Genomic DNA, 16429 nt, shown 5'->3' on the forward strand with positions numbered 1-16429 from the left:
CTCCGGAAAGGCGAAAGGGGCTGGACAACTAACGATATATCGCGACTATGGAGTCACGATATATCGCGCTTGCCGCCAGGTCAAGATATATCGCGAAATTCCGAGGAGGGTGGGCCCGGCCGGTTGCTGCTTGCCCCTGCTTGTCCGCCTACTCCGGGGCGTCCAGGCCCAGCCACTGGAACCAGCCGCGGTGCAGCACGAGCCAGGCCATGAGCCCATAGCCGGCCTGGCCGGGCGTGCCGCCGTTGGCCGCGAGGTCCTGGCGCCACTGCTCGTGGTTCAGCAGCGGCGAGAACGTGTCGACATAGAGGTGTTTCCGGCGCGTCGTGACGTCGGCGAAGGCGGTGTTGAGTTCGCCGAGCCTGCGGTTCTGTGCGGGGTCAAGTGTGGGCGGCGGGCCCACGACGAAGACCTCGATCTTGTTCTGGGAGGCGGAGTCCAGGATGTTGGCCAGGTTCAGGCGGCTGCGGGCCGTGGACAGGCCGAACTCGATGTCGCGTCCTGACAGGCCGATCACCAGGCGGTTTTCGTGGTGGTTCCCGAAGCGCCGGCCCGCTTCCTCGAGCCAGCGGGCTGCGATGCCCTCGGTGCCCTCTTCCGGGCATGGCAGGGAGTAGCACTCCAGGGCAACACTGTCCTGCGGCGTGCGGGCCAGGACCCGGCCCAACCAACCCAAGGCGCGCGGATCACCAAGCCCGGCCAACAGCTCGTCCCCAACGGCTGCGATCCGCAGCTTCCGATCTTCCACGACTACCTCTTCACTTCAACGCTGTCCAACAAGCTGACCACTAATAGTCCATTAAACAGAACCGCCCGGCCGGAGTGTTGTGTTTCAGTCTCCGGCCGGGCAGCAATGCCACTATTTACGAGCGAATGCCTGCTTCAGCAGGGCGTCCTGTTCTGCCGCGTGGCGCTTCATCGACCCTGCCGCGGTGGAGGCCGAGGCGGGGCGGGAGATGAGGCGGACCCGGCGGTCCAGGGCATCCGGCAGGTTCAGGCCGATGAACGGCCACGGACCCTGGTTGGCCGGTTCGTCCTGTGCCCAGACCACTTCGGCGTTCGGGTACTTGGCCAGCTCGGCGGCGATCTCGTCGGCCGGCAGCGGGTACAGCTGCTCGACGCGGACGATCGCCGTGGTCTTGTTCTCGGTCTTCTGCCGGGTGGACAGCAGATCGTAGTACAGGCGTCCGGAGACCAGCAGCACGCGTTCGACGGCGTCGGCCTGCAGCTGCGCGTGCTCCGGAATGACCGGGCGGAACGAGCCGGTGGTGAAGTCCTCCACGGAGGACGCGGCGGCCTTCAGACGGAGCAGTTGCTTGGGCGTGAAGATGATGAGCGGCTTGCGCGGCCTGCTGTACGCCTGGCGGCGCAGCAGGTGGAAGTGCGAGGCCGACGTCGTGGGGTTGGCCACGATCATGTTCTCTTCGGCGCACATCTGCAGGAAACGCTCGATGCGGGCGGAGGAGTGGTCCGGACCCTGGCCCTCGTAGCCGTGCGGCAGCATGAGAACCAGCGAGGACCGCTGGCCCCATTTCTGCTCGGCCGAGGAGATGAACTCATCGATGATGGTCTGCGCGCCGTTGACGAAGTCACCGAACTGCGCTTCCCAGAGCACCAGGGCATCCGGGCGCTCCACCGAGTAACCGTATTCAAAGCCCATGGCGGCGTATTCGGAGAGCAGGGAGTCGTAGATCCACAGCTTCGCCTGGTTGTCCGACAGGTGCGCCAGGGGCAGCCACTCGTCGCCGTTGGCGCGGTCGTGGAAGACGGCGTGGCGCTGCACGAAAGTGCCGCGGCGCGAGTCCTGGCCGGCGAGCCGGACGGGGACGCCTTCCATGATGAGCGAGCCGAACGCGGCCAGTTCACCAAAGCCCCAGTCGATGCCGCCTTCGCGGGACATCGCCTCACGCTTCTCCAGCAGCTGCTTGAGCTTGGCGTGGACGGTGAAGCCGTCCGGGATATCGGTGTGTGCCTTGCCGATGCGGGCCAGGGTCTCCGCGGAGATCGCGGTGGAGACCGGCGCGCTGACGCCGGAATCGGACTGCTGGGCCATGGGGCGTTCGAGGTCCGATACCGCGGCCGAATCGGCCGTGATGATCGGGATCGGGGACGTCTGGGCCGCGTGCGTTTCCGCGAAGACGCGTTCCAGGCGTTCCTGGTAGTCCCGCAGCAGCTGCTCGGCTTCTTCCTCGGTGATGTCACCGCGGCCGATCAGCGATTCGGTGTACAGCTTGCGGACCGAGCGCTTGGCCTCGATCAGGTTGTACATCAGCGGCTGGGTCATCGAGGGGTCGTCGCCCTCGTTGTGGCCGCGGCGGCGGTAGCAGACCATGTCGATGACAACGTCCTTGTGGAAACGCTGACGGAACTCGTAGGCAAGCTGCCCGATGCGGACCACGGCCTCCGGGTCATCGCCGTTCACGTGGAACACCGGTGCCTGGATCATCTTGGCGACGTCCGTGGAGTACGTGGAGGAACGCGAGGACGACGGCGCGGTGGTGAAGCCGACCTGGTTGTTGACCACGATGTGGATGGTGCCGCCGGTGCGGTAGCCGCGTAGCTGGGAGAGGTTGAGCGTTTCCGCGACGACGCCCTGGCCTGCGAAGGCGGCGTCGCCGTGCACCATGATCGGCAGCACGGGGAACGCCTCGCCCTGGTCCAGGCGGTCCTGCTTGGCGCGGACGATGCCTTCGAGGACGGAGTCGACGGCCTCGAGGTGGGACGGGTTCGCGGCGAGGTAGACCTTGGTCTCCTTGCCGTTGTCCGAGGTGAAGGTGCCCTCGGTGCCCAGGTGGTACTTGACGTCGCCGGAGCCCTGCACGGAGCGCGGGTCCTGGGTGCCCTCGAATTCGCGGAAGACTTGCGCGTAGGTCTTGCCCGCGATGTTGGTCAGCACGTTGAGCCGGCCACGGTGGGCCATGCCGATCGCCACTTCGTCGAGTTCGTCGTCGGCGGCGTCGGAGATGATCGCGTCCAGCAGCGGAATCAGGGACTCGCCGCCTTCGAGCGAGAAGCGCTTCTGGCCGACGAACTTCGTCTGCAGGAAGGTCTCGAAGGCCTCGGCAGCGTTGAGCTTGGAGACGATGCGCAGCTGCTCGTCGCGGCTCGGCTTCGAGTACGGGTGCTCCAGCTGGTCCTGGAACCACTTGCGCTCGGCCGGGTCCTGGATGTGCATGTATTCGATGCCGGCGGTGCGGCAGTAGGCATCACGGAGGACGCCGAGGATGTCGCGGAACTTGAGCATCGGCTTGCCGCCGAAGCCGCCGGTGGGCCACTCGCGGTCGAGGTCCCACAGGGTCAGGCCGTAGGTCAGGACATCGAGGTCCGGGTGCTTGCGCTGGACGTACTCGAGCGGGTCGGTGTCAGCCATGAGGTGGCCGCGCACGCGGTAGGCGTGGATCAGCTGCTGGATCCGGGCAACCTTGTTGATCTCGTCGGCCGGGTCCACCTGCAGGTCCGGGCTCCAGCGCACGGGCTCGTAGGGGATACGCAGGGACTCGAAGATCTCGTCGTAGAAGTTCTGCGCGCCCAGCAGAAGCTGGTGCACGAGCTTGAGGAACTCGCCGCTGCCGGCACCCTGGATGACGCGGTGGTCATAGGTGGAGGTCAGCGTGAGGACCTTGCTGATCGCGTTCTGCGCGATGATCTTCTCGCTGGCACCCTGGAACTCGGCCGGGTAGTCCAGCGCGCCGACGCCGATGATGGCGGCCTGGCCCTTGGACAGGCGCGGCACCGAGTGCACGGTGCCGATGCCGCCGGGGTTGGTCAGGGACACGGTGGTGCCGGAGTGGTCGTCCGCGGTCAGCTTGCCGTTGCGGGCGCGCTTGATCAGGTCCTCGTAGGTGTGCCAGAACTCGGAGAAGTTGAGGGTCTCCGCCTTCTTGATGTTCGGGACCATGAGCAGGCGGGTGCCGTCGGGCTTGGGCATGTCGATCGCGATGCCGAAGTTCACATGCGCCGGCTGGACAGCCACCGGCTTGCCGTCAATCTCGTCGTAGTAGACGTTCATCGACGGGAACTGGGACAGGGCCCGGATGACGGCGTAGCCGATCAGGTGCGTGAAGGAGACCTTGCCGCCGCGGGCGCGGGCCAGGTTGGAGTTGATGACCACGCGGTTGTCGATCAGGAGCTTCGCCGGGATGGCGCGGACGCTCGTGGCGGTCGGCACTTCCAGGCTGGTGACCATGTTCGAGGCGATGGCCTTGGCCGGGCCGCGCAGGACCGAGACGACGTCTTCTTCGGGCGCCGTCGGGGCCTTGAGGTTCTTGGGCAGCTGCGCCGGGATCGGCGCGGTGCCGGGGCCGGCGTCGGAAGTCTTGGAGCCGTCCCGGGCGACGGTGGCCGGGGCTTTCTTGGCTGCGGGCGCAGCCGGTGCCGGCGCAGCCGTGGCGGCGGGAGCTGCGGGGGCCGCGGGCGCTGCCGGCGCAGGTGCTGCCGGAGCTGCGGCGGGCGCTACTACGGGAAGTTCACGGGTGGCAGGATGCACAGCTGTCGCGGTGCCGGACGTTCCGTTGGCGGGAGAGGCGTCACTAGCTTCGAAGGATTCGAACAGGGGCCACCACTTGGAGTCGACCGTGTTCTTGTCCTGCTGGTAACGCTCATACAGTTCGTCAACGAGCCACTCGTTTCCGCCAAATTCCTCTGGTAGACGGTGGCTAGGCTGCTCTGGCACTTGAAATACGCCTCTTCCATGAGTTTGATTCCCTCTGGCTTCCACGGTGCCTCGGCACAACGATTGAGCCAGTCTCTGCGTCCAGTGAACCCAGACCCATGCCAGTCTAGTGACGATTCTTACCAAACCGCCAATAAGCGTGACCCAAATCATGATCGGCCCCGGTAGCCACTGAAAGGCAGTGAAGAAGAGTCGCAGAATCGGCCCGGATTCGGCCCGGACGCGGTGGCCTGCGCGGCGCCCTGCACGGGGTCGGAGTCCGCGCCGGCGGCCGTGCCGGAGGCGGTGCCGGCCCCGTCGGATTCCGCCCTAGAATCAAAAGAGAACCCGTATGTCGCCGACGGTGCCAGCCGCGGGTGCCAGCAAAGGAGCAGCAGTGCGTTTCCTGAATGAGCCCACCACCGATCTGACCTACTCGGACCTCTTCCTGGTCCCGTCCCGGTCCGATGTCACTTCGCGCCTGGACGTCGACCTAGCGGCCGACGACGGGACCGGCTCGGCGATCCCGCTGGTGGCGGCGAACATGACGGCGGTCACGGGGAAGCGGATGGCCGAGACCATGGCCCGCCGCGGCGGCCTTGGGGTCCTGCCGCAGGACGTCCCGCTCGATGTCATCCGTGATGTCACGGCCTGGATCAAGGGACGCCACCCGGTCCTCGAGACCCCCGTCACGCTCGCGCCCACGGACACAGTCATTGATGCCCTCCACCTGATGGGCAAGCGGCCGCACGGGGCCGTCGTGGTGGTGGACGACTCCGGCGCGGTCACCGGTGTTGTCCGCGCCACCGACTGCGAGGGCCAGGACCGTTTCGCGTCGCTGGCCTCCGTCATCCGCCACCAGCCGCTGGTGCTCGACGCCGGACCGCTCGCCGGCGGCTTGTTTGGCGGCGGATCGGCGGCCGATGCTGCGCAGGCCCTCCGCCGCGCCTTTGAAGCGATGGACGCCGCCGGGACCGACTACGCGCCGGTGCAACAGGACGGCGTCCTGGCCGGCGTGCTCACCCGTAAGGGCGCCCTGCGCTCCACGCTCTACCGGCCGTCCCTGGACGACGACGGCAGGCTGAAGGTCGCCGCCGCCGTCGGAATCAACGGTGACGTGGCCGGGCGGGCCGCCGAACTGCTGGCGGCCGGCGTGAACGTGCTGGTCCTCGACACCGCACACGGCCACCAGCAGAAAATGTTCGATGCCCTGGCCGCCGTGAAGGGTCTCAACCCCGGCGTGCCGGTGGTCGCCGGCAACGTCGTCACCGGTGACGCCACGCGTGAGCTCATCGAGGCCGGGGCGGACATCGTCAAGGTGGGGGTGGGCCCCGGCGCCATGTGCACCACGCGCATGATGACGGCCGTGGGCCGCCCCCAGTTCAGCGCCGTCCTGGAATGCTCCGCCGCAGCCAGGGAAGCCGGCGGCCGGGTATGGGCCGACGGCGGGGTCCGCTACCCGCGCGACGTCGCTCTGGCCCTCGCCGCCGGGGCCAGCCAGGTCATGATCGGCTCCTGGTTTGCCGGCACGCACGAGAGCCCCGGAGACCTGCAGCTCGACGCCTCGGGCCGGCAGTACAAGGAGAGCTTCGGCATGGCGTCCGCCCGGGCGGTGCAGAACCGCAACCAACGTGAGGGCGCCTTTGAAAAAGACCGCAAGGCCCTGTTCGAGGAGGGCATCTCCACCTCCCGCATGTACGTCGACGCGGCGCGGCCCGGCGTCGAGGACCTGCTGGACATGATCACCGCGGGCCTGCGCAGTTCCATGAGCTACGCCGGCGCTGCCGACCTCGCCGCTTTCCGGGAACGTGCCGTGGCAGGCATCCAGTCCGCGGCCGGGTACGAGGAGGGCCGGCCCGTCCCGCAGAGCTGGTGAATCCGGCGCGGCCGGTGGCGCCGGCGGTCGGGGGCTGGCGGCGGCTGCTCCTGTAGACTGAAATTCTTATGGACAGTAAATCTAGGTGCCGGCCTGGGGGCTGTCAGCGGAACACGGAAACCGTTCCCGCGCAGTCCACCCGCAGAGCCGGCAAACCCCGTTCACGCGCCCATCATTCTCCGGCTGAACGCCATTCCGGAGCTTTCCAGGAAACAGGGTCGGCCGCCGCCGACCATCCTCCGCCAGGCAGGGCCTTCCAGCACTTACGTCCCCTGCAGCGGCACGCGCCATGCGCTGCTGCGGAAGCAGGCCGCTAGATGGAATGGCTACTCCTCGCGGCAGGCCTCCTGCTCATCCTCGGCACCGGCTTCTTTGTTGCCGTGGAATTCTCCCTGGTCGCTTTGGACCAGGCCACCGTGCAGCGCGCCGTTGACACCGGCGACACCGCCGCCGAGCCTCTGCTCAAATGCCTCAAGTCGCTCTCCACCCAGCTCTCCAGCTGCCAGCTGGGCATCACCATGACAACGCTGCTGACCGGCTATGTCATGGAACCCTCCGTGGGCAAGCTGCTCGAGGGTCCCCTCACCGCGCTCGGCGTCCCGCCGGCGGCGGCCGCCTCGCTGTCCCTGGTCCTGGCGATGGCGGTGGCCACCTTGCTCTCCATGGTGATCGGCGAGCTGGTGCCCAAGAACATGGCCATCGCGCTGTCCTTTCAGATCGGCAAGGCCGTGGCCCGGCCCCAGCTGGTGTTCACCGCCGTCTTCAAGCCCGCCATCGTGGTGCTCAACGGCTTCTCCAACAAGGTCCTCAACGTCTTCGGCCTGGAGGCCAAGGAGGAAATCTCCGGCGCCCGTACCCCGGCCGAGCTGGCCTCGCTTGTGCGCCGCTCCGCGGCCATGGGCACCCTCGACGCCGGAACGGCCAACTTCATCGCCCGGACCCTGAAGTTCTCCGGGCGGACCGCCGCGGACGTCATGACCCCTCGCATCCGCGTGGAGACCATCGACGCCGACCAGCCGGTGTCGGATATCGTCGAGGCCGCCAAGCGCACCGGATACTCCCGGTTCCCCGTGATCGGCGAGTCCTCCGATGACGTCCGCGGCGTAGTCCACATCAAGAAGGCCATCGCCGTGCCCGCGGACCGCCGCGCCAAGCTGCAGGCGGGGGCCATCATGACCGATGTGCTCCGGGTCCCCGAAACCATCCACCTGGACGCCCTCCTCGCCGAACTGCGCGAGGGCAACCTGCAACTGGCCGTCGTCCTGGATGAATACGGCGGAACCGCCGGCATCACCACGCTCGAGGACCTCGTGGAGGAAATCGTCGGGGAAGTGGCCGATGAGCATGACAAGGTCCGGCCGGGCCTGCTCCAAAGCGCCTCGGGGGACTGGTATTTCCCGGGCCTGCTCCGGCCCGATGAACTCTCCGAACAGATCCCGGGCTTGACCGTGCCCGACGAGGCTGCCTACGAAACGGTGGGAGGCTACGTTATGAGCCAGCTCGGCCGCATCGCGGCAGTCGGCGACACGGTCGACGTCGCCGGCGGGACACTCAGCGTGACACGCATGGACGGCCGCCGGATCGACCGGATCTGTTTCCGGCCCCTCCGGGTGTCCGGCGACGGCCAGCCCGCCAGCCAGGCAGGTGCCGCATGAGCGACTGGGCAGGAATCCTGTGGCTTGTGTTCCTCCTGGTGGGCAACGCCTTCTTCGTGGCAGCCGAATTCGCCGTCATGTCGGCCCGCCGCAGCCAGATCGAGCCGCTGGCCGAGGCAGGTTCCAAGCGCGCCCAGACCACGCTGCGGGCGATGGAAAACGTTTCCCTCATGCTCGCCTGCGCCCAGCTCGGCATCACCGTCTGCTCGCTGCTGATCCTGCAGGTGGCCGAGCCCGCGATCCACCACCTCCTGGCCGTGCCGCTGGAAGCGGTGGGCGTCCCCGTGGAGGTCGCCGACATTGTGGCCTTCGCCATCGCCCTACTGTTGGTGACGTTCCTGCACGTCACCTTCGGTGAAATGGTGCCCAAGAACATCTCCGTGTCCGTCGCGGACAAGGCGGCGCTGCTGCTGGCGCCGCCGCTGATGTTCATCGGGCGGCTCGTCAAACCCGTCATTGCCGCGCTTAACTGGTCCGCGAACCACATCCTGAAGCTGATGCGGATTGAGCCGAAGGACGAGGTGACCTCCACCTTCACCCTTGAAGAAGTGCAGTCGATCGTGCAGGAATCCACCCGGCACGGACTCGTGGACGACGACGCCGGACTCATCACCGGAGCGCTCGAGTTTTCCGAACACACCGCGTCCCATGTGATGGTTCCGCTGGGCAAACTTGTCATGCTCAAGGCGGCCACCACGCCGGTCGAATTCGAAAAGGCAGTGAGCCGCACCGGGTTCTCGCGGTTCCCGATGCTCGACGACGACGGCATGCTGGCCGGCTACCTCCACATCAAGGACGTGCTGTCCATCCCGGACGCCGGGTACCACCAGCCGATAGCCGAAAGCCGCATCCGGTCGCTGGCGAACCTGGCCATGGACGACGAAATCGAGCAGGCCATGTCAGTCATGCAGCGCACGGGCTCGCACCTGGCCCGCGTGATCGGCCCCGACGGGCTGACCCAGGGGGTGCTGTTCCTCGAAGACGTGATCGAGCAGCTCGTCGGCGAAATCCGGGACGCTACGCAGGCGACCGGCTACCGCAGGCTGGGCCAAGACCAGTAACGCACGGCCCAGTAACGGACAGCCCAGTAGCGGACGGGTGGCAGTACGGCACGACGTGTATCTCTAAATAGGAATGATTCCTATTTAGGGATACACTCGGGCTGTTCCTATTGCTCCTGATTCTCAATAACAGATCCGAGGTTTCCCGTGCGTCGTCCTGCTGCCCGAGCCATGCTGGCTGGTCTTGCCGGCTTAGGCCTCCTGCTGACCGCGTGCAGTCCGACGGCGGGCAGCTCGCGGGGGACCGCCGGCGACGGCGTGGTCGACGTCGTCGCTTCTACCAGCGTTTACGGCGACATCGTCTCCAGCATCGGCGGCGACAAGGTCCGGGTCAGTTCGATCATCAGCCGCACCAGCCAGGACCCGCACTCGTACGAGGCCACCACGCAGGACAAGCTGGCCGTCTCCAAGGCCGAGCTGGTGGTGGAGAACGGCGGGGGATACGACGCCTTCATCGACACGCTGGCAACCGACACCGGGCTTGAGCCCGGCAACATCATCAACGCCGTGGACGCCTCGGGCCTGGCCACCGAAAGCCCGGCGGCGGCGAGCCCCGACTCCGCCGGCCATACCCACGAGCACACCGGGCTGAACGAACACGTCTGGTACAGCCTGCCGGCCATGTCCCGACTCGCGGACGCCGTCGCCGACAAGCTGGGCTCGCTGGAACCGGGCTCGGCGCAGACGTTCCGGACCAACGCGGCGGCCTTCAAGGACTCGCTCGGCACCCTGGAAACCAGGCTCGCCGCCATCAAGTCCTCGGCGGGCCACGTGCCCGTGGCCGTCACCGAGCCCGTACCGCTGTATCTGCTCGAGGACGCCGGACTGGAGAACGAGACCCCCGCCGAGTACACGGCGGCGATCGAGGAAGACGCCGATGTCCCGCCCGCCGTGCTCAAAGCCGCTGTCGACCTCGTGGCATCCCGCGGCGTCCGGCTGCTGGCCTACAATACCCAGACCGAGGGACCGCAGACTCTGGCGCTGAAAAAGGCCGCCCAGACCGCCGGCGTCCCGGTCGTGAACTTCAGCGAAACCCTCCCGGACGGCCAGTCCTACCTGCAGTGGATGACCGGGAACGTGGAGAGCATCGGCAAGGCCCTAGGATGATCGCAACAGCGGGAGCAGCAATCTCCGCGGAAAATCGAGGAAACCGCATTTGACACCGGTAGTGAGCCTCCGCGGCGCCTCCCTGGCGTTCGGCCAACGGACTCTCTGGGAGGGCCTGGACCTGGACATCAATCCGGGTGAATTCTTTGCCGTGCTCGGTCCCAACGGCAGCGGCAAGACCACCTTCCTGAAAGTCCTGCTGGGACTGCAGGAACTGACCACGGGAACGGCTGTGCTCGCCGGCCAGCCCGTCGAGCGGGGAAGCCGCCGGATCGGCTACGTGCCCCAGCAAAAATCATTCGACCCCGATACGCCCCTGCGCGCCCGCGACCTCGTGGCCCTCGGCGTCGACGGCCACCGCTGGGGCATCCGCCTCGGCGGCGCCAAGGTGAACCGCAAGGTCGACGAACTCCTGGAGCTCGTGGGCGCCACCGACTACGCCAAGGTGCCGGTGGGGCAGCTTTCCGGCGGTGAGCAGCAGCGCCTGCGCGTGGCCCAGGCCCTCGCGACCGATCCCAAGGTGCTGCTGTGCGACGAGCCGCTGCTCTCCCTTGACCTTCAGCACCAGCAGGGCGTCAGCGCGCTGATCAACAGGCAATGCCGTGAGGCGGACAGCGCCGTGGTGTTCGTGACCCACGAGATCAACCCAATCATGGACTACGTGGACCGGGTCCTGTACCTGGCCGGCGGAAAGTTCCGGGTGGGCACACCCGCAGAGGTCATGACCACGGAGGTGCTCTCGGATTTGTACGACAGCCGTGTTGAAGTCATCCAGGCCAACGGCCGGCTGATCGTCGTCGGGCTGCCGGATGCCGCGACGCACCACCATCTGGACGCGCACTCAGTCGCGGGCGAGGTGGGCTAAGTGGATCTGGGCGACCTGCTGCACTCAATCTTCAACTTCGAAAACTACGGCGAGCTGCTGGTCCTGGTGCAGAACTCCATCTGGGCCGGCGCCGTCCTCGGGCTGCTCGGCGGAATCATGGGCACCTTCGTGATGAAGCGCGACCTCGCCTTCGCCGTCCACGGTATCTCGGAGCTCTCCTTTGCCGGTGCGGCGTTCGCGCTGCTGATCGGCGCGGACATCATCCTCGGTTCGCTGGCAGGGTCGGTGCTGGCGGCCCTGGTGCTGGGCGTGATGGGTGTCCGCGCACGGGACAAGAACTCGATCATCGGCGTCATCATGCCCTTCGGGCTTGGCCTGGGCATCCTCTTCCTGTCCCTGTACGAGGGCCGGGCCGCCAACAAGTTTGGCCTGCTCACCGGCCAGATCGTGTCGGTGGGAACCGTCCAGCTGCAGGTTTTGGCGGTCGCCGCCGTCGTGGTGATGCTGGCGCTGGCCGCCATCTGGCGGCCGTTGACCTTTGCCAGTGTCGACCCCGACGTCGCCACCGCTCGCGGCGTGCCGGTGCGGGCCCTGGCCCTGGGTTTCATGGTGCTGCTGGGGATCAGCGTGGCGCTGTCCATCCAGATTGTGGGCGCCCTGCTGGTTCTGGCTCTGCTGATCACGCCCGCGGCCGCCGCCATGCGCGTCACGTCCTCGCCCCGGCTGGTGGTCACCCTGAGCATCGTCTTTGCGATGACGGCGACCGTCGGAGGCATCCTGCTGGCCCTCGGCGGCCGGCTGCCGATCAGCCCCTATGTGACCACGTTGTCCTTCCTGATCTATGTGGCCTGCCGGATGATCGGTGGCGCACGGGCAAGGCGCGGGCTCAACGGCCGGGTGGTGCGGAGCGCGGCAGCCGCGGCCTAGACGCTCTCGCGCCGCTGCGGCGGAATTTCCCCAGGTTTGCCGGCGGCCGCCGGCGGGTCCCTGCGACCCGCCGGAGAATTCCGGGGTCACGAGGTCAATGGTGGGGAATTTCAGCAGCTTTGGCTATTGGCCGGGCTGGCTGGCCGTGCATTCGGGGCACAGGCCAAAGATTTCCACGGTGTGCTCCACCGCGGTGAAGCCGTGCTCATTCGCGATCCGCGCAGCCCAGGCCTCGACCGCCGGGGCTTCCACTTCCACGGCCTTGCCGCAGTTCCGGCACAGCAGGTGATGGTGGTGCCCGGTGACGGCGCAGCGCCGGTACACCGCTTCGCCGTCGGCGTTGCGCAGGACATCCACCAGCCCGTCGTCGGCGAGGGACTGCAGGATCCGATAGGAGGTGGCGAGGGAAACCGCCGTGCCTCGCTCCTGGAGGATGCGGTGCAGTTCCTGGGTGCTGACGAAGTCCGCCAGGTCGTCCAGCGCTGCGCTGACGGCGAGTCGCTGCTTGGTGACGCGCTGTTCCTTGCCCTGAACGGGTGCCGGGGCCGGAGTCCGGCTGCTGCCGGTGGTGGCGCCTTGGGACATCGTGGAACTCGCTTCGTCAAAGAATTCGCGGGTGGGACTGGCTGGGGTGGCAATGTCCAAGATTACCAGCAGGGGTCCGTGGACACTGTGACGGCTGGTGCCTAGGCTGGCCGGATGAAGCTGACCAAATTTACTCACGCCTGTGTCCGTCTCGAGCAGGACGGCCGGGTGCTGGTGTTCGACCCGGGCACTTTTTCGGAGACGGACCGGGCCCTCGCCGGAGCGCACGCCGTGCTCATCACGCACGAGCACGCTGACCATGTGGACGTCGACGCCGTCGCCGCGGCGTTGCAGTCGAACACCGCCCTTGAGCTGTTCGCCCCGGAGGCGGTGGCCGCGACGCTCCGCGGCAAGGCGCCCGACGCCGGAAGCCGCATCCATGCGGCGGCCGCTGGTGAGGAATTTGAAACTTCGGGCTTCGCGGTCAGGACCTTTGGCGGCCAGCACGCCCTCATCCATCCGCAGATCCCCGTGGTGGCCAACGTCGGCTACCTCGTCGACGGCAACGTTTACCATCCGGGGGACTCCTTCGCGATTCCCGACGGCGTCGACGTGAAGACGCTCCTTGTACCCATCCATGCACCGTGGAACAAGGTGGGCGAAGTGGTGGACTTTGTCATCGGTGTCCGCGCACCACGGGCCTTCCCGATCCACGACGCGCTCCTGAACGAGCTGGGCCGCGGCCTGGTAGAGGGTCACGTGACCCGGATCGGCGCCAAGTACGGCACCGAGTACCGGCACCTCTCCAGCGGCGACACAGCCGAGGTTTAGCCTCCGCGGACTCCGAGCGGCGCGGGCTGCCTGGCGGCTCGGGCTGCTTGGCGGTTGGCTGGCGGGCGGCTTAGGCCGGCCAGGCGCCGGTCCGGAAGAACTCGCGCAGCACGGCCTCGTGGGGCTCCGGATCCAGGCCTTGGGCGTGAAGCCACTCGGGGTTGTAGTAGTTCCCGGCGTAGCGGTCCCCGGCGTCGCACATCAGGGTCACAACACTGCCCCTGCGGCCCTCCGCGATCATCCCGGCGATGAGCTGCCACGCACCCCAGAGGTTGGTCCCGGTGGAGGGGCCCGCGTGCAGACCGGCGTGGTCCCTCAGATGCCGCATGGCCGCTACCGACGCGGCGTCGGGAACCTGGATCATGTGGTCGATCACGGCGGGCACAAAACTCGGCTCCATCCGCGGCCGGCCGATGCCCTCGATGCGGGAGGGCAATCCCGCCGCGGGTGCGGCGGCGGCAGTCCCGACGGCGGCTGTCCCGCCGTCGGGCCGGCTGTTCCGCCAACCCGGATAGAACGCGGAATTTTCCGGGTCGACGACGGCGAGGCCCGTCTCGTAGCGGTGGTACCGCAGGTACCGGCCAATCGTGGCGCTGGTCCCGCCAGTGCCGGCTCCGACCACCACCCAGCGGGGGACCGGGTGCTCCTCCAGCGCCAGCTGGCCGAAGATCGATTCGGCGATGTTGTTGTTCCCGCGCCAGTCCGTGGCCCGTTCGGCGTACGTGAATTGGTCCATGTAGTGCCCGCCCGTGCTGCTGGCCAGATCCGCGGCGGCCTCGTAGACCTCCGAGGCGTGGTCCACCAGGTGGCACGAGCCGCCGAACTGTTCTATCAGGGCGATCTTCTCGCGGCTGGTGGTCCGGGTCATCACGGCGATGAAGGGCAGCCCCAGCAGCTGCGCAAAATAGGCTTCCGAGACGGCGGTGCTGCCGCTGGATGCCTCGACGATCGTGGTGCCTTCGCGGATCCAGCCGTTGACGAGGCCGAAAAGGAACAGTGACCGCGCCAGCCGGTGCTTGAGGCTGCCGGTGCGGTGGGTGGATTCGTCCTTCAGGTACAGCTGCACATCCCAGTGCTCCGGGAGCGGTACCGAATACAGGTGGGTGTCGGCAGAGCGGTTGTTTTCGGCATTGATCCGGCGGACGGCTTCATCGGCCCAGGCCCGGTCCTGCTGGTGCGTGGTGTTCACCGCTACAGCCTACCGGGGGCGGCGGGACGCCAAAGATAGAGTGGGGAAATGGACACCCTTCTCAATGCTGCTGCCCTGAAGGACCGGATGGACGGCGTCGTCGAAACCGGCCGGCGCACAGTGCTCCTCGACGTTCGCTGGGCGCTGGGGGACCCCCACGGTCACGACCACTACCTGCGCGGACACATCCCCGGAGCCGTCTTCGTGGACCTCGCCACCGAACTCGCCGGACCGGCGGAACCGCGACGCGGAAGGCACCCGTTGCCGCCGCCTGAGCAGTTCCAGGAGTCCGCGCGCCGCTGGGGCATCAACGACGGCGATGCGGTCGTAGCGTACGACGACAGCGGCAACATGGCCGCTGCCCGGCTGTGGTGGATGCTGCGCAACGCCGGCTTCAGTTCCGTGTACCTGCTCGACGGCGGCCTGGCCGCCTGGCGGGCAGCCGGGTTCGAGCTGACGGCGGGACCCGAACAGCCGGCACCCGGAAACGTCACCCTGTCCGACGGCGCCATGCCCGCGATCGACGCCGGACAGGCAGCCACCTGGGGCCGGCGGGGGTTGCTGTTGGACGCCCGGGCCGGGGAGCGGTACCGCGGGGAAATCGAGCCCGTGGATCCCCGCGCCGGCCATATTCCCGGGGCCGTCACTGCCCCGACCACCGGGAACCTGGACGCGGACGGGCGCTTCCTGGCCCCGGCCGAGCTGCGCGAGCGCTTCGAGCAGCTCGGTTACCGGGACGGCGTCCAGACTGCCGTGTACTGCGGATCCGGGGTGACGGCGGCCCATGAAATCGCCGCCCTCGAGATTGCCGGCTTTTCCGCTGCCCTCTACCCCGGGTCGTTTTCGGAGTGGTGTCACGCTGCTTCGAACGATGTTGTCACCGGGCCGGAACCGTACGGCGAGCAGACGGCTTCACGCTAAACGCCAGCAGGAGCGCCGGACGGCCGCGGTGCCGGAGCGCCTCCAGTTACTCGGCAGTCAATGACTCCTAGGCTGCGGCCGCCACTTTGGGCTTTCCGCGCCGCAGCGTTTTGGCTTGGTGCCGGAGCTGGCGGCGGTGGCGGGAACCCGGCTGGGGCCCTGGCTGGTCTGTGGCCGTTGGGCGAAGCGGTGTCCCCGGCAGGGGTGGTGCGGTGGAGTGGTAGGTGTGGCCGGTGGGGGTGGTGAGCTCGATAGTGTGCCTGGGACCGGGTGCGGGGCGTGCGTTCCAGCCGGGGGTTTCTTTGGTGTGGTTGCAGGCTTCGCAGAGGCCGGCGCCGTTGGTGCCGGTTGTTTCTCCTCCGTGGTGCCAGGGGGTGATGTGGTCCAGGTGGCGGATGGGTGCGTCGCAGTAGGGGGTGCGGCAGGTGTCGTCCCTGGTTTGGATGAAGCGGCGCAGGCCGGGCGGGAAGATCCGGGCCCGGGAGTCCATGCCGACGAGCTCGCCGGTGCCGGGGTGGGTATAGAGCCGGCGAAGCCAGAGGGTGAACGCGGGATCGTCGACCTCTCCGGCGGTGCTGCCCGGGTGAGGCGGATGGCCGGGTCCTGGTGGACCGCCGGCCAGGCTGCCCGGGGCCGGGGTGATGAGGGTGCGGGCCCAGCCGGCGGGGACGGTGCCGTAGCCGGGGAGCAGGGCGGGTTCGGCGTCGGCCTGGAACAGGGTGCGGTCGGTGATGATGAGCTGGATTTCGACGCCGATGATCCCGCCGGGGGTGCCGGTGGTGCGTTCGACCAGGGCATCGGCCATCAGCTGCCCGCGGCCCCTCGGATCCCCGGCCGTGCGGAGGGTGTCGGCGTGCCCG

At 67.8% G+C, this 16429-nt stretch carries 13 protein-coding genes; 8 read left to right on the plus strand and 5 right to left on the minus strand.

Going from position 1 to position 16429, the window contains the following annotated elements; genetic code table 11:
- Nucleotides 1-148 precede the first annotated feature (148 nt).
- Both C560_RS0112450 and C560_RS0112455 read right to left on the minus strand, forming a co-directional pair.
- On the minus strand, nt 149-748 hold the full coding sequence (locus tag C560_RS0112450; protein WP_026538458.1) for a GDSL-type esterase/lipase family protein: 600 nt from the start codon (nt 746-748) through the stop codon (nt 149-151).
- 111 nt (nt 749-859) lie between these two features.
- Nucleotides 860-4672 carry a multifunctional oxoglutarate decarboxylase/oxoglutarate dehydrogenase thiamine pyrophosphate-binding subunit/dihydrolipoyllysine-residue succinyltransferase subunit gene (locus tag C560_RS0112455; RefSeq protein WP_026538459.1) on the minus strand — a complete coding sequence of 1271 codons (3813 nt, stop codon included), beginning with the start codon at nt 4670-4672 and terminating at the stop codon, nt 860-862.
- 376 nt (nt 4673-5048) lie between these two features.
- On the opposite strand from C560_RS0112455, the gene C560_RS0112460 reads away from it, so the two are divergent.
- The 6 genes from C560_RS0112460 (at nt 5049) to C560_RS0112485 (ending at nt 12103) form a co-directional block, all read left to right on the plus strand.
- Nucleotides 5049-6527 (plus strand): GuaB1 family IMP dehydrogenase-related protein, encoded by a 1479-nt coding sequence (locus C560_RS0112460; protein ID WP_026538460.1) that lies wholly within the window; start codon nt 5049-5051, stop codon nt 6525-6527.
- Between the two features lie 317 nt (nt 6528-6844).
- Nucleotides 6845-8182: a hemolysin family protein gene (locus tag C560_RS0112465; protein WP_026538461.1), complete on the plus strand. Its 1338-nt coding sequence runs from the start codon at nt 6845-6847 to the stop codon at nt 8180-8182.
- Complete coding sequence (locus C560_RS0112470) at nt 8179-9243, plus strand: hemolysin family protein (RefSeq protein WP_026538462.1); 1065 nt, start codon at nt 8179-8181, stop codon at nt 9241-9243. Before C560_RS0112465 ends, C560_RS0112470 begins: the two co-directional genes overlap by 4 nt.
- A 147-nt stretch (nt 9244-9390) precedes the next feature.
- Complete coding sequence (locus tag C560_RS0112475; RefSeq protein WP_026538463.1) at nt 9391-10350, plus strand: metal ABC transporter solute-binding protein, Zn/Mn family; 960 nt, start codon at nt 9391-9393, stop codon at nt 10348-10350.
- Between the two features lie 49 nt (nt 10351-10399).
- Nucleotides 10400-11215, plus strand: a complete 816-nt coding sequence (locus tag C560_RS0112480; protein WP_081801694.1) for a metal ABC transporter ATP-binding protein — start codon at nt 10400-10402, stop codon at nt 11213-11215.
- Complete coding sequence (locus C560_RS0112485) at nt 11216-12103, plus strand: metal ABC transporter permease (protein ID WP_026538465.1); 888 nt, start codon at nt 11216-11218, stop codon at nt 12101-12103.
- A gap of 123 nt (nt 12104-12226) precedes the next feature.
- On the opposite strand, the gene C560_RS0112490 is transcribed toward C560_RS0112485, so the two are convergent.
- Nucleotides 12227-12688, minus strand: coding sequence for a Fur family transcriptional regulator (locus C560_RS0112490; protein ID WP_026538466.1), 462 nt, complete (start codon nt 12686-12688; stop codon nt 12227-12229).
- A 114-nt stretch (nt 12689-12802) separates the two neighbouring features.
- On the opposite strand from C560_RS0112490, the gene C560_RS0112495 reads away from it, so the two are divergent.
- Nucleotides 12803-13459 carry an MBL fold metallo-hydrolase gene (locus C560_RS0112495; protein ID WP_026538467.1) on the plus strand — a complete coding sequence of 219 codons (657 nt, stop codon included), beginning with the start codon at nt 12803-12805 and terminating at the stop codon, nt 13457-13459.
- 70 nt (nt 13460-13529) lie between these two features.
- Here C560_RS0112495 and C560_RS0112500 read toward each other — a convergent pair whose 3' ends face one another.
- Entirely contained in the window at nt 13530-14648 is a 1119-nt protein-coding gene (locus C560_RS0112500) for a PLP-dependent cysteine synthase family protein (RefSeq protein WP_026538468.1), read from the minus strand.
- 48 nt (nt 14649-14696) lie between these two features.
- On the opposite strand from C560_RS0112500, the gene C560_RS21705 reads away from it, so the two are divergent.
- Nucleotides 14697-15569, plus strand: a complete 873-nt coding sequence (locus C560_RS21705; RefSeq protein ID WP_043423043.1) for a sulfurtransferase — start codon at nt 14697-14699, stop codon at nt 15567-15569.
- Between the two features lie 67 nt (nt 15570-15636).
- On the opposite strand, the gene C560_RS21710 is transcribed toward C560_RS21705, so the two are convergent.
- Nucleotides 15637-16429: HNH endonuclease (locus C560_RS21710; RefSeq protein ID WP_043423045.1), on the minus strand; the 793-nt coding region annotated here is incomplete at its 5' end.

Origin of the sequence: Arthrobacter sp. 9MFCol3.1 (genome assembly GCF_000620385.1) — a bacterium.
In the GTDB taxonomy this organism is placed as follows: domain Bacteria; phylum Actinomycetota; class Actinomycetes; order Actinomycetales; family Micrococcaceae; genus Arthrobacter.

Bases quoted from the DNA above. Each gene is read 5' to 3' on its own strand.
- C560_RS0112465 (WP_026538461.1), top strand. From the start codon at position 6,845: ATGGAATGGCTACTCCTCGCGGCAGGCCTCCTGCTCATCCTCGGCACC.
- C560_RS0112470 (WP_026538462.1), top strand. From the start codon at position 8,179: ATGAGCGACTGGGCAGGAATCCTGTGGCTTGTGTTCCTCCTGGTGGGC.
- C560_RS0112490 (WP_026538466.1), bottom strand. From the start codon at position 12,688: ATGTCCCAAGGCGCCACCACCGGCAGCAGCCGGACTCCGGCCCCGGCA.
- C560_RS0112495 (WP_026538467.1), top strand. From the start codon at position 12,803: ATGAAGCTGACCAAATTTACTCACGCCTGTGTCCGTCTCGAGCAGGAC.
- C560_RS21705 (WP_043423043.1), top strand. From the start codon at position 14,697: ATGGACACCCTTCTCAATGCTGCTGCCCTGAAGGACCGGATGGACGGC.